This is a genomic window from Vibrio sp. MACH09 (genome assembly GCF_033238805.1).
GTDB lineage: Bacteria > Pseudomonadota > Gammaproteobacteria > Enterobacterales > Vibrionaceae > Vibrio.
The window spans coordinates 713,019-726,969 of the sequence record NZ_BSFZ01000001.1 but is presented as its reverse complement, the minus strand read 5'-3'; the positions used below and the strand labels follow the sequence as shown (position 1 = coordinate 726,969).

The following is a 13,951-nucleotide window of genomic DNA, read 5'->3' as shown; positions in this document are numbered from 1 at the left end:
GTAATGAATTTATGAGTCAAAACCTGAGCTCTTGCAACCCAATGCAAGAGCGCACGGTTAGCATTTGTCGCTAAACTAGAGAATGAGAAGTTGCTCATAAAAAAAACAGTCTAACAACTTTACTGTATAAAAAATCAGTATATACTGTTCAAGTATACAGTATTGATTATTTGCACAGGTATCCAACATGCTGGCTGACATAAGCGTTAATAACTTTGCCATTGTAAAATCCCTACAACTTGAGCTTTCTGCAGGAATGACCACCATTACCGGTGAGACTGGCGCAGGTAAATCTATTGCCATTGATGCCCTTGGCTTATGCCTTGGTGGTCGTGCAGAAACAGGAATGGTTCGCCAAGGTGAAGATAAAACCGAAGTATGTGCCACCTTCCAGTTAGATAACAATACTCACGCTACACGCTGGCTAGAAGATAATGAACTGCTTGACGGCAATGATTGCATACTACGTCGTCTGATCACCAAAGATGGTCGTTCTCGCGCTTACATCAATGGCAGCCCTGTTCCTCTCTCTCAATTAAAATCACTAGGGCAACGGCTGATTAATATTCACGGCCAGCACGCTCATCATCAGTTAATGAAAAGTGACCATCAGCTCTCCATGCTGGATCAATATGCCGGACACCTAAACCTACTAGAAAAAGTACGTCACGATTATCAGGCATGGCGACAATGTAAGAATAAGTTAAAAGAGCTGCTACAAAATAGCCAAGAAAACCAAGCGCAAAAACAGCTTTTACAGTACCAAATTAAAGAGCTTAATGAGCTCGCGTTAACAGAAACAGAGTTCTCCGAACTAGAGCAAGAACATAAACGGTTGGCCAATAGTGGTGAACTTGCCAGCAATTGCCAACAAGCCATTGATGTACTTTATGAAGGGGAAGAGACAAACGCGCTAGCGATGCTTCAATCTGCAAGCCAGTCACTAACACAGCTTGCGGAACTAGACAGCAAATTAGCGACACTGCCGAGCATGCTTGATGAAGCGATTATTCAGGTAGAAGAAGCCAGTAGCGAACTTAGAAGCTACGTAGATGGCATAGAGATGAACCCTGAGCGTATGGCATGGGTAGAAGATCGCTTTTCTAAAGTCATGTCGATTTCTCGCAAACATCACGTCATGGCTGAAGATCTGTATCAACATCATCAAGAGCTTTTACAACAAATTGAAGCGCTAGATTGTTCAGACGAGAAACTGCAAGCAATGGAGCAAGAAGTCAGCACGCTAAAACAGACTTTTTTAACCAGCGCTGAAAAACTCAGTAAGTCTCGCAAGCGTTATGCCAAAGAGCTGGATAAGTTGATCAGTAAGAGCATGCACGAACTCAGTATGGAAAAAGCCAAATTCCATATTGATATCAACAGCGACAGCAGCCATGCCTCACCTCTAGGCGTAGACCAAATTACCTTCTTGGTATCAACCAACCCGGGGCAACCTTTACAAGCCATCGCAAAAGTGGCGTCAGGCGGCGAGCTTTCTCGCATATCGTTAGCGATACAAGTTATCACCGCTCAGAAAGTAGATACCCCGAGCCTTATATTTGATGAAGTCGATGTAGGGATCAGTGGTCCAACAGCCGCAGTAGTGGGCAAAATGCTAAGAACATTAGGTGAGTCGACACAAGTTTTGTGTGTTACCCACCTCCCCCAAGTGGCGGGCTGTGGTCACCAACAACTGTTTGTCGCCAAGCAGACCAAAGCCGGCAAAACCGAAACACAAATGCACAAACTTAACCAAGAGCAGAGAGTCTCTGAACTGGCAAGGTTATTAGGTGGTAGCCAAATCACTGACTCAACCCTTGCTAACGCCAAAGAGCTGCTTGCGGCATAATCCTTATATTTTAACTAAGGGAGCAAATACTTCTGCTCCCTTAGAGTGCAGTGGAACTTTACTTTTAAACTCATTGCTATTCTAAAAAAGCCCCAAATATCCTTCTAATTTGTCTATTTGCAGCCTGTAACATTTCTAGAGCTAGTCATCGATAATGCAACAAGTCACTCACTTGGGAGAATAATTTTCTCTATATCAGTAAAATCAAAGCAAATAAGGAAAAATATATCTCCTTAAAAACTCGTATAGTGTGCTCGTTAACTTGTTATCAAACTGGCTCGCCTTATTACTGAATCGGGCTGAGCTTTCTAGCTAGTTTTTGCCAGTTAAAAATTGACGGGATAGTAATGAACACGATACTTGAAGGTGGGTTTACCCACTTGATAAATGGAGGCCAAGTTCCTTCATTCGACCGTACAGAGCCAACTGCTCTTGCCTGTACTATTACAATGCAGCAGCTCAGAGGTGATAAATAAAATGCAGGAGAGATTAAGCGATTTTCTTTTTAACAAAAACTCTGGTTATGCCCTTATTCAATATAACAACTTGCGACTCAAACACCGAAGTAAATCGTTAACTGTGGCATAAAACCAACTGATGCTTAATTTTATTTTCGCCAAACTTAAATGTAACACTTTTACACCTCAGGACCGTTTTACTTGTTAACTTCGTTTATTGCACCAAATTCCTACTTATAATTTCTACTTATAGAATCCAACCATCAACCAATATTAACCCCAACCTCCTGTTATTATAAAAATAGCGAGAAACCATTTCGAACAAATAACAACCAAACGTTAAAGTCGTTAACCCTTAATTACAATAAATTTAACAGGACACAGCACAATAGACATTAAGTTAATTTAAGACAAATAGAGCTAAATGCACCCAACAATAAATAAACATTAAATCAAAATCCCATTCCCCTTTCACATTTAACAAAACAGAGCAATCTCTTTATTTACAATAAGTTAACAGAACCCTTCTATACACCACCTCTAATACTTTATAATTCTACTAAGCAAAACAGCAGACAGACTCAGAACGTAACATTCAAAACTACAATTTGACCTAATTTCTCATTACTTTTTTGTTTCGTGATCAAAGTCAACAGTTTAGAATTTCAAACAGAGAAATTTAAAATGAGAAAATGATATCAACATCATGTTTAATCATTACTAAATAATTACTTAACTTGATCACAATCAAACCAAAGAAATCATTTTATGCTCGCAAATTAAATGGAGATTTAAATTCTCTTATTCGTATATTTTAGGGGTGGAATGAAATTTTTTTCTCCTATATTTCACGTAACCTGTCGCCATCAGCTGAACATCACAGCTTAAAAAACAAACCATATAGCGTTATTTTAAATTCAAGCGGAGACATATAATGACACAAGCTATTGAAGACATTAATTTGCAAGGTGCTATGGCACCACATGAAAAAGCCAATATGTCCATTCAGGAGTGGAAAGAAGCAGTAAAATTCGACAGTGTGGATATTGGTTGGATAGTAATGAGCATCGGCATGGCGATTGGTGCTGGCATTGTATTTTTGCCAGTGCAAGTAGGTGTTATGGGTCTCTGGGTTTTTCTTCTCTCTTCCATTATTGGCTACCCAGCAATGTACCTATTTCAAAAATTGTTCATCAATACACTGGCAGAATCAAAAGAGTGTACCGACTACCCAGGGGTGATCACTGGCTATCTAGGTAAAAACTGGGGCATGGTTCTTGGTGCTCTTTATTTTGTCATGTTGGTTATTTGGGTGCTTGTTTACTCATTAGCGGTAACTAACGACAGTGCTTCCTACTTGCATTCTTTCGGAGTGACAGAAGGTAAACTGAGCGACAACGTGTTTTACGGCCTAGGTCTTATCTGTTTGCTATCCTTCATTGGCTCTAAAGGTGAGAAGTTACTGTTTAAACTGTCTGGATTTATGGCGGTAACAGTGCTTTCTTTGGTTGCTATCATGGGTGTGCTATTGATTGCTAAGTGGGACATGAATAACATCCCTGCGATTGGTGACATGGGACCGATGATCAAAAATGCCATCATTACACTGCCGTTTACACTAACTTCAATTCTATTTATTCAGTCTCTGAGCCCTATGGTGATCTCGTACCGCTCTCATGAAAAGTCGATTGAAGTTGCAAGATACAAAGCAAGCCGTGCGATGAAAATTGCATTCGCAATTCTGTTCGTCATCGTGTTCTTTTTTGCCGTGTCATTTACCTTTGCTATTAGTCAGGAACAAGCTGCTGAAGCGATGAACCAGAACATTTCAGCACTGGCTATCGTTGCTCAATATTTCCCTGGAAGCTGGGCGACTATCGCAGGTATTGTCATCAATATCTTCGCCGTTGTTACTTCTTTCTTTGGTGTATTCCTTGCTTTCAAAGAAGCTTGTACAGGTTTAGCCATGAACATGTTACTGCGCAAATACGATGAATCTCAAATTGACTCTCAGCTAATCAGCAAGCTAGTGACTGTATTTATTATCCTGCTGGCATGGGGCGCAATCGCAATCAACGCACCAATCCTTTCATTCACATCTATCTGTAGCCCTGTGTTTGGACTGGTAGGCTGCCTGATCCCTGCTTATCTTGTTTATAAAGTGCCACACCTACACAAATATAAAGGAATGGCAACTAACCTGATCATTGTGACAGGTATTCTATTGTGTATTTCTCCTATTTTGGCATTTGTATAATCAACACCAAAACACAATACAATCAACTCGTTACTTACTGATTTGTAATGACTAAGACACCCCACTTTTTAGTGGGGTTCTATTTTATAAGTAAACAAAATTGAGACTGTCATGAGTATAATCGTGTCTACAAAGCCTCAACAGAGAGTAACGAAGCCCTCAAACAATCAACTTGTTAGGGTCAGTCACATTACGGATTCCACCAATATCAATGTCATAGTGCTGCACAGCAGATAAAACTCACAACATGATTAAAAGCCAAAATGCTCCCTTTTCTGCCTCAATCGCGACTCTTTTAATTATTTTTGCAACAAATCTCAAATATTGTGGTCTTAATCTACGTCTGTTTAACAGCACCTTTTACTTCTTGGTCAAGCTTGTTTATTATCAGCCGAGTTTTGTTTTATCAATTTACTACATTAAGATTTACCGACTATGCAATTTAAGAAGTGGTTAGTTGCGGTTCCTCTAGCATTGACAATGCTTACGGGCTGTTCCCTTTTAGAAAAACTTGTTTACAGAATAGATATTAATCAGGGTAACTATATCGAGCAGGAATCCATCGACAGACTGAAGTTTGGCATGACGAAAGAACAAGTCCGTTATGTTTTAGGATCGCCTATGTTGATTGAAAATGGCTACCCTGATACGTGGTACTACATTTTCCACCAAACCAAAGGGCACTCAGATCCTGTACAAAAGAACCTAGTGGTAAACTTTAATAACCAAGGTAGCTTGCTAAACCTAACGGGAGACTACCCAGAAGGTGACGGGTTTTACGAAAGTATCAACTAACGAGTATTCCATATTCCAGTTTCAAGAAAGGCTCTATTAAGAGCCTTTTTTATTTTTTGCTCGCCGCTTGCTTTGCTTGCTCAGCCCGTTTACGACGAATCTCTTTCGGATCAGCCAGTAGCGGACGATAAATCTCTATGCGGTCATTATCCTGCACCGTTGCGTCTAACTTAACGTTTCGGCTAAATACTCCCACCTTATTGCTGCTGAGATCTATCTCTGGGTACATCTCCAACACCCCCGACTGAACGATGATCTGTTCAACCGTCAACGATTTATCGATCGTTTGGGTGAGAACTCGCTGCTCATTTGGCAACGCATAAACCACCTCAACGTGGATCATGCTAGAGTCACTGTTCATAAAAAATCCCTACTTTTCATTAGTACACTTGCTTGGCACGTTGAGTAAATGCGTTGACCATATTGCTGGTTAACTCATTAAAAATTTTACCGAACGCCATTTCAATCAACTTGCTAGAAAATTCAAAATCCAACTTTAACTCTACTTTGCAGGCAGACTCATCCAACTCGGTAAAATACCAGCCACCCTTGAGTGATTTAAATGGGCCGTCGACCAACTCCATCAAAATAGCGTTGCTCTTTTGCAAACTGTTTGAAGTGGTAAAAGTTTTGCTAATACCCGCTTTAGAGACATCAACAGACGCCACCATAGCAGAGTCACTCGCCTCAAGTACCTTGGCTCCAGAACAACCGGGTAAGAACTCGGGATAACGGTCAACATCGTTCACTAACTTATACATTTGCTCTGCGCTAAAGGAAACTAACGCTGAACGTCTAACTTGTGGCATACACTTTCTCGTTTCTTAATGCTGCTTTTGGCAACTTTTTCTGACTTATCAAGGTAGATATACAAAATAAGGATTTCCCAAGCAAGGGACTATCCGTATAATGACGCCATTATGGCAAAGAAAAAATCAAAATCCAAAGCAACTAGTAATACTATTGTGCTAAATAAAAAAGTTCGCCACGAATATTTTATCGATGATGAAATAGAAGCGGGGCTTGAGCTTCAGGGCTGGGAAGTAAAATCACTACGCCAAGGCAAAGTTAATATCGCAGAGAGCTATGTCTTTATGCGTGACGGCGAAGCCTATATCAGTGGCATGACGATTACCCCGCTTAATCAGGCATCGACTCACGTTGTTGCTAACCCCACTCGCGTTCGCAAACTATTAATGTCTCGACGTGAACTAGACAACCTATTTGGACGAATCAATAGAGAAGGCATGACATTAGCCGCCTTGGCACTCTACTGGTCTCGCTCTTGGGTAAAAATTAAAGTTGGTGTTGCGAAGGGTAAAAAACTTCACGACAAACGAACTGACATGAAAGAAAAAGATTGGGCTAGAGATAAAGCGCGGATTATGAAGAGTAATTTGCGTTAATCTTAAGCACTTAGACGAGCAAAGCTAGACTCTTAAAGGTTTTCTGTTACTATGCTCGTTAACCACTTGGGGCTGATCCAGGATTCGACGGGAATTTTGCAGTCTGAGGTGCATGCCGTGGGGCGGTTGGCCACGTAAAAAGCCGCAAAAAAATAGTCGCAAACGACGAAAACTACGCACTAGCAGCTTAATAACCTGCTGAGAGCTCTCCTGCCCTAGCTTCCGCTTGTAAGACGGGGAATAACAGGGGATCAAACCCAAACTAGCTAGATCGGATTCTCCCGCCTGAGAGATGAAGTTCGAAATTTAATTCAGGATAGTCATCTACTAGCGTGTCGGTTCGCAGGTATTTGGTGAATGTAAAGATCGACTAAGCATGTAGTACCAATGATGAATGATTTTCGGACGCGGGTTCAACTCCCGCCAGCTCCACCAATCATAAGTTTAAAGACGTCCTAGGGCGTCTTTTTTCTTGCCTGAAATTCATTAAAATCAATAAGTTACAATCCATTAGCGTCCGTAGCGTTCTCTACCTTCCATACTCTTTTGTATTCCAAGTGGTATTCCAAGCAATAAATGCTAGTATTTGGAATACCATTTATTTGAGGAGTTGACCCAATGGGAACCAGAGCAACTAGACTAACAAGTAAAGCGATTACCAACGCAAAGCCTAAAGAGAAGGATTATGTTCTTTCAGACGGTGACGGTTTACAGCTACGAGTTAGGACAAATGGCTCTCGGTTATGGAACTTCAACTACCGCCACCCTATTACTAAAAAACGCATCAATATGGGTTTAGGTGCCTTCCCTGAGTTATCTCTCGCTAATGCCCGTAAAAAGACAATAGAAGCAAGGGAGCTTGTTGCTGATGGCATAGATCCAAAAGAAGCCCGAAACTCAAAACTTTCTGAAATGCAAAAAGAGTTAGAAGACACATTACTCAATTTGGCTAAAGAGTGGTTTGAAAGAAAAAAAGAAAGTGTCACGCCAAACTATGCTGATGATATCTGGCGTTCTTTGGAACTACACATATTTCCTGATTTAGGCAACTACCCTATTTCTAAGATTGATGCTCAAACCGTTATCAAGAAATTAAAACCCTTAGAGGCTAAGGGTAGTCTTGAGACAGTGAAACGCTTATGCCAACGCTTAAACGAGATAATGGTACATGCCGTTAACGTCGGTAAGCTCACCTATAACCCTATTGATAAAATCTATTCTGGATTTAGAAAACCGAAGAAAAAAAATATGGCAGCTCTGAACCCCAATGAGCTACCAGAACTGATGAATGCTATTGCTAATGCGTCTATTAAGAAAGTGACTCGTTTTTTAATTGAGTGGCAACTACACACGATGAGTAGGCCTGCCGAGGCAGCAGGTGCTAAATGGGAAGAAATCGACTTAGAAAACAAACTTTGGATTGTCCCAGCGGAAAGGATGAAAAAAAGAAAAGAGCACAAAGTACCTCTAACTGAGCAAACTATTGCATTATTAGAAGAACTTAAACCAATTAGCGGTCATCGAGATTTTCTGTTCCCTTCAGATAGAGATCCTAAGAAACCTTGTAACAGCCAAACTGCTAATATGGCTTTGAAACGAATGGGATTTGAGAACCGACTAGTGAGCCACGGTTTGAGATCCCTCGCCAGTACAACGCTCAATGAACAAGGGTTTGATCCTGATGAAGTTGAAGCGGCACTAGCTCATGTAGATAAGAACCAAGTAAGAAGCGCATACAATCGCACTGACTACATCGAGCGCAGACGTCCAATGATGAGCTGGTGGAGTGAGCATATTACTGCCGCGGCTGAAGGGAATGTATCATTGGCCGGGAAGAAAGGGTTAAAGCTAGTCGGGTAAAATAATAAGTACGAGAAGCTAGCCATGTAGCTTCCCGTACTTTATCTATCACAATATATCTCAGATAGTTAGTTAACCTGAACCGTTTATCAATAACATTTATGTTTCCACAGGCTTGTTTCTGGACAAAATCAAGTTAATCACCTTCCTTAATTAACATTCGAAGCATTAACCTTGTAAGGTAAGTCTGTTCAACTAATATCCTTTGTACAGTTCATATTTTGTCTGTTCGCATTGTCACTCACAATCATTTGTCATTGATTATTTATTTAATTTGTCATGAAGAACATGGAAGTAGTCGAAAAATAAGTACGTAATTCAAATTAAAACTACTTGCCATGATAAACAGCTATTATTGAACATATTGGTTAAGATCAACTATCATACAATTCCCTGTTTAATATATAGTTTTATGGTTTACCATCTATTACAATTATGCTTTTAGTTGTATATCGGTAACTGAGAACACTATGCATATAGAAGAGCTAATAATTAAGAACTTCCGTAGCTTTGATGAACAAGGCCAGAGTACCTATTTGAGGGATGATTTGATTACTCTGATAGGCGCAAATGGTACGGGCAAGACTGTAGTGATGTTAGCCCTTCAACGATTATTTGGTGTATCAGGTGAACAACGACAAATTCGCCGCCAAGACTTCCATATTCCGTTTAACGAATCTGAACCAGTCAAGGAAAGGCAGTTTACAATCGAAGCCATTATTGCATTTCCAGAGCTAGATGATGAAGATGGCGATCACTCAGCGGTACCCGATTTTTTTTCCCAGATGTGCATTGCAGATGAGGATGGTAAGCTTAAATGTCGATTTAGATTGGATGCTGAATGGGAAGATGACTCTACGAGTGATGGGTACATAACTAGCCAATTCAGAGCAGTTACTACATTTGATGAAAATCTCCAAGACGACGACTATAAAAATGTAAAAGGTTCAGATCGTTCACGTATACAGCTAATTTATATTCCAGCAATTCGCAGTGCCAATATACAAGTTGCAAACTTCCTTAAAAGTCGATTATGGAAAGCGATTAATTGGTCGGAAAGTGTGAAAGATAGTTTTGCCACCAAAGCACAGGAATTGAACACTTCTTTTGATAACGAAAAAGCAATAGATACCGTAAAAAAGTGCTTAACTAGTCGCTGGACAGAGCTTTACTCTGGAGGAACAGACTCATCTCCAAAATTTCAACCAGTGGACATGCGTTTTGAAGAATTTGTTCGTAAAGTTGAAGTGTTACTCCATCCAACAGAAGATGGTAGAGACCGTAGTATCGCAGAATTAAGTGATGGACAAAGTTCTCTGTTTCACATCGCAATGACCTCTGCGACTCTAGATATTGAATCTCAACTTATAAATATGGAGCCTGCAGAGTTTAATATTGAGAATATGAACTTAGCTAGCTTAACTATTTTGGCTATCGAAGAGCCTGAAAATAACCTTGCTCCTTTTTACTTATCCCGAATAGTTGAACAAGTCTTAGAACTAACGAAAAACACTCGCTCCCAAGCAATTTTATCTAGTCATTCCTCTAGCATATTATCCCGAATTGAACCGGCTCAAGTACGGCACTTTCGACTTCAGCAATCAGTATCCAAAGTTAATCCACTCTCACTGCCTAATGATGAAACGGACGAGGCTAAATACGTCCAACAAGCAGTAAAAGCTTACCCTGAGTTATACTTTGCCAAATTTGTTATTTTAGGTGAAGGTGCTTCAGAAGAAGTTATTCTCCCTCGATTGTCAAAAGCTATGGATCTTGAAATAGATCGCTCGTTTGTTGCTATGGTTCCTCTAGGGGGTCGCCATGTTAATCATTTTTGGCGTCTACTTAATGATTTAGATATTCCACATGCTACTTTACTTGACCTTGACTGGGGGAGGCATGGAGGTGGCAAAGGTAGGATAAAGAATGCTATTAAAAACTTAATTGAGTTTGGCACAGCCCCTGATCAATTATTTCAAAATCCTACCGGACCAAACGGTTATGAGGATAGCCTAGCTTACCTTGATTCAACTAACTTAGATAAGCTTGAGGATTTATCTCAATGGATTAAATGCTTACAAAGAAAAAACGTATTCTTTTCAGCCCCACTAGATATTGACTACTCAATGTTTAAAGCATTTCCTGATGTATATAAGAAATCTCTAGATGACAACTCAACTGGCCCCTCAAATAGAGGAGAGCCAAAGAAAGCCGTATTAGGCGATGATGGTTATCATGATTGGTATGACGACGACGAACTAGATAGTTTACGTTGGTATCGTTACCTTTTTCTTGGACGTGGTAAGCCAAGCACACATATCCAAGTCTTAAACAAAATAGATAATAAAACGTTGTCAGATAGTGCTCCTGAAGAATTAAAAGATCTGGTCCGTTGTGTCAATAGATACCTTGTTTAGGCTTATATGATGAGATTTTGTACTCCCGAAAATTGGTTGCCAAAAGGTATAGATGAGCTCGAAGCAAGTGCTTGGTCAGCTCTTAGAGATCAGATGTCCGTATGTTTAATAGCGGGTCCTGGTGCTGGAAAAACGGAATTTTTAGCGCAGAAAGCGGTTTATTTACTTGAAACCGGAATATGCCCTCCAAATCAAAAAATTTTGGCAATTTCCTTCAAAGCAGATGCAGCTAAAAACTTAGAGAATAGAGTTAAAGCACGTTGCCCTAGAGAATTAAGTAACCGTTTTGTATCGATGACATTTGATGCTTTTACAAAAAATATTCTAGATCGCTTTCGTTTAGCATTACCAAGTTATCTTAGACCTAATAAGGATTATGAAATATTCTTTCCGGACAAAAGTGTTTTTAGTAGTTTTATAACTGAAACATATAATAAATACTCTTCATCAGACTCTGGTATAGGTGAGGCCGCTAGATTCTTGAGACAAGATCTGTTTCAATTTGAATCGAGTTTTATTGGTAAATTTAAACTAGGTTTTGACATTACACCTAATACGTATAACTATTTTTATAATGATTGGATTGGAAATCAAATACATCATAAAGATAACTCTCTTCTGAGTTTTATGGTTATTAATAGGTTGGCCGAGTTCATCATTAGAAGCAACAAGAATGTAGCGAGAGCTCTTAAAGCTACTTATCCAGTAGTTTTTATCGATGAGTTTCAAGATACTACTTATGGCCAATATGACTTTTTGAACTCAGCTTTCGATTCCAAAACAACACAAATAACCGCGGTAGGTGATTTTAAGCAACGTATTATGGGGTGGGCTGGAGCAAAAACAGACGTGTTTACACAGTTTAAAGGTGATTTTAGTGCAAAGCAGTATGAGTTGATTTGTAATCATCGCTCTAGCCCGGAACTTGTTAAAATACAACACCATATTAGTCATGTCATTGACCATCAAACTCGTAAAGTAAAGTCCCAAGCTCAAAATAGAATCGCTGGAGAGTCATGTTGGATTTGCAATACAACAACAACAGAACATGAAATTAGGTACCTAGCCGATTTTATTAGTTCTGATCTAAAAAAACGAGACTTGGCACCCAAAGACTATGCCATTTTAGTTAAACAAAAGGCTACAAACTACAATGACGAATTTATTGGTATTTTTTCTGAATACGGTTTGAAATTGTGTAATGCCGATGAAAAGAGAGGGACATTATCCTTACAAGAGCTCTTATCAGAAGAGTTTGTTGTTCTGTTTTCAAATATTTTGCATCTCGGTTTGACGCGTAGATTGCCAAAAGTTTGGGCTCTTGTATCTGAGCAATTGGAATTGATTTGGAATATAAATGAACATGACCATAAGACTCGCAAGAAAATGGAAAATAAATTTGGCGACCTTTTGGAAGTTCTTAGAATAAAAATGAAGAGCAGTTATGATGAGGAATCAATAATTGATGTTTTTAATCTTATCATTAAATTTTTCGAGTTAGATAAGATATCCCAAAGCACTTCGTATTTAGGGGACAAGGATCGTATTATCAATGTATACGATAGTTTAAGAGAGCATTACGCACTTAGCTTTGATAACAGTGGTAGTTGGAATGAACTTATTGAAGAATTTGATAAAGAGAATCATGTTCACATTATGACTATCCATAAAAGTAAAGGCTTAGAGTTTGATACTGTCGTTTTTGCCGGCTTTGATGATAGTGCATGGTGGTCATTCTCAAAAAATCGTGATGAGGGTTTGTGTGTTTTCTTCGTAGCGCTGTCCCGAGCAAAGCAAAGAGCATTATTTTCACACTGTGCTAGTCGTGGTCAAGCTAATTCAATATCAGAATTATTCCAGTTATTGAAAGATGCTGGAGTCCAAGAAATACAAGCTGAAATTCGTACCACCTCAGTTAAAGTTATCGATCAGTCCTTGATAATTTAAGAAGTAGTGATGCGCTCAACTATTGACATAGCTCCTAAAAGCACTGATGGGTTTAACTCTCTCAAAAAAACACTTATACGAAGTGCCTTCACTTATATAAAGGTATCGGGCTTATTCAACTATCAAGATCAAGCATTGGCTTCGCAGCGTTTGATCCTTATTTGTTATGTGTATAATTTTACGTCGCTTAATTTAGTTGTATCTACAACCACTTCAAACTCAACAGATTGATGAGAGAACAAAACATTTTCTCTTAAGTATTTAGCTACCATTACGATTCGATTGGAGCGATCGAACCAATCTTGGCTTTGGTAGTGTTCATATGCGAACGCATTTGCTACTGACAAGGAAGTTGTCCAAGCTTGTCCATATTGACTTGACTCAAACTCACTAACACAGCTGCCACGATAAAGAGTAATCTCTTGATCTAATTTAAATATATCGTTTGGCACAAGAACTTCTTTTAAAACAACCTTAGGGAACCATGCTTCGTTTTCTTGTCTAGTATATAGCTGGTGTAAACCGTTATAGGCAAAACACGTAAAAGCATGCCGCAGAGCGTCGATAACAGCACAGACTTCTTCATCTTCAAATGAACTTGACAGAGCCAGTGCATGACTGTTGATTTTATCTTCTGCCCAGTTGTCAGTAGTAGCGTATAGCTCCCGAGCTTTTCCTGAGGACTCGAACTCCTTTATTACATTAACGAAATGTTCAACAGCATCGATTATTTGGCTGCTATATTTTGCTAAACTTGGCTCCCTCAACTTACTTTCAATAGATTCTATTTCTATTTTCATTTCTTGGATAATGAAGTCAGCTACGGGTCCATTGAACAAGTTTATTTCTCCATTTTATAAACATATTGTCCTGTTGAGGTGTGAGTAACGCAATACCAAAACTGCGACAAACTACCTTGAACACTAAACGCAACGCAACGCTACGCTACGCATAGTAAAAAT

The 13,951-nt window shown here is 39.4% G+C and carries 11 protein-coding genes and 1 other RNA gene; 9 read left to right on the top strand and 3 right to left on the bottom strand.

The genetic code is table 11. The features are described from left to right. The first annotated feature begins 187 nt into the window (after nucleotides 1–187). The 4 genes from recN to bamE all read left to right on the top strand — a co-directional run bounded on the left by recN (nucleotide 188) and on the right by bamE (nucleotide 5,359). Nucleotides 188–1,849: a DNA repair protein RecN gene (gene recN / locus CHJ_RS03315; RefSeq protein ID WP_317916870.1), complete on the top strand. Its 1,662-nt coding sequence runs from the start codon at nucleotides 188–190 to the stop codon at nucleotides 1,847–1,849. A 347-nt stretch (nucleotides 1,850–2,196) separates the two neighbouring features. Further along, the gene (locus tag CHJ_RS03310) at nucleotides 2,197–2,325 is read left to right on the top strand and encodes a hypothetical protein (protein WP_317916869.1); all 129 of its coding nucleotides are present in this window, start codon (nucleotides 2,197–2,199) and stop codon (nucleotides 2,323–2,325) included. A gap of 979 nt (nucleotides 2,326–3,304) precedes the next feature. Then, complete coding sequence (locus CHJ_RS03305) at nucleotides 3,305–4,564, top strand: amino acid permease (RefSeq protein ID WP_253822077.1); 1,260 nt, start codon at nucleotides 3,305–3,307, stop codon at nucleotides 4,562–4,564. Nucleotides 4,565–4,999: 435 nt separating this feature from the next. Further along, nucleotides 5,000–5,359, top strand: coding sequence for an outer membrane protein assembly factor BamE (bamE, locus tag CHJ_RS03300; RefSeq protein WP_171753071.1), 360 nt, complete (start codon nucleotides 5,000–5,002; stop codon nucleotides 5,357–5,359). A 49-nt stretch (nucleotides 5,360–5,408) separates the two neighbouring features. On the opposite strand, the gene CHJ_RS03295 is transcribed toward bamE, so the two are convergent. Further along, nucleotides 5,409–5,720: an RnfH family protein gene (locus CHJ_RS03295; RefSeq protein WP_171753070.1), complete on the bottom strand. Its 312-nt coding sequence runs from the start codon at nucleotides 5,718–5,720 to the stop codon at nucleotides 5,409–5,411. A 19-nt stretch (nucleotides 5,721–5,739) separates the two neighbouring features. Continuing rightward, nucleotides 5,740–6,168 carry an SRPBCC family protein gene (locus tag CHJ_RS03290; protein ID WP_171753069.1) on the bottom strand — a complete coding sequence of 143 codons (429 nt, stop codon included), beginning with the start codon at nucleotides 6,166–6,168 and terminating at the stop codon, nucleotides 5,740–5,742. 111 nt (nucleotides 6,169–6,279) lie between these two features. Here CHJ_RS03290 and smpB point away from each other — a divergent pair, with 111 nt between their 5' ends. From smpB to CHJ_RS03265, 5 genes are all read left to right on the top strand, one after another. Then, the gene (gene smpB, locus CHJ_RS03285) at nucleotides 6,280–6,765 is read left to right on the top strand and encodes an SsrA-binding protein SmpB (protein WP_171753068.1); all 486 of its coding nucleotides are present in this window, start codon (nucleotides 6,280–6,282) and stop codon (nucleotides 6,763–6,765) included. A gap of 68 nt (nucleotides 6,766–6,833) precedes the next feature. Next, nucleotides 6,834–7,200: a transfer-messenger RNA gene (gene ssrA, locus CHJ_RS03280) on the top strand. Nucleotides 7,201–7,383: 183 nt separating this feature from the next. After that, nucleotides 7,384–8,625 carry an integrase domain-containing protein gene (locus CHJ_RS03275; RefSeq protein ID WP_317916868.1) on the top strand — a complete coding sequence of 414 codons (1,242 nt, stop codon included), beginning with the start codon at nucleotides 7,384–7,386 and terminating at the stop codon, nucleotides 8,623–8,625. Nucleotides 8,626–9,095: 470 nt separating this feature from the next. Beyond that, complete coding sequence (locus CHJ_RS03270; protein WP_317916867.1) at nucleotides 9,096–11,042, top strand: ATP-dependent nuclease; 1,947 nt, start codon at nucleotides 9,096–9,098, stop codon at nucleotides 11,040–11,042. Nucleotides 11,043–11,078: 36 nt separating this feature from the next. Further along, a complete protein-coding gene (locus CHJ_RS03265; protein ID WP_317916866.1) occupies nucleotides 11,079–12,989 on the top strand; it encodes an ATP-dependent helicase in 1,911 nt (636 codons plus the stop codon). A gap of 164 nt (nucleotides 12,990–13,153) precedes the next feature. On the opposite strand, the gene CHJ_RS03260 is transcribed toward CHJ_RS03265, so the two are convergent. Beyond that, nucleotides 13,154–13,789 (bottom strand): hypothetical protein, encoded by a 636-nt coding sequence (locus tag CHJ_RS03260; protein WP_317916865.1) that lies wholly within the window; start codon nucleotides 13,787–13,789, stop codon nucleotides 13,154–13,156. Nucleotides 13,790–13,951 lie beyond the last annotated feature (162 nt).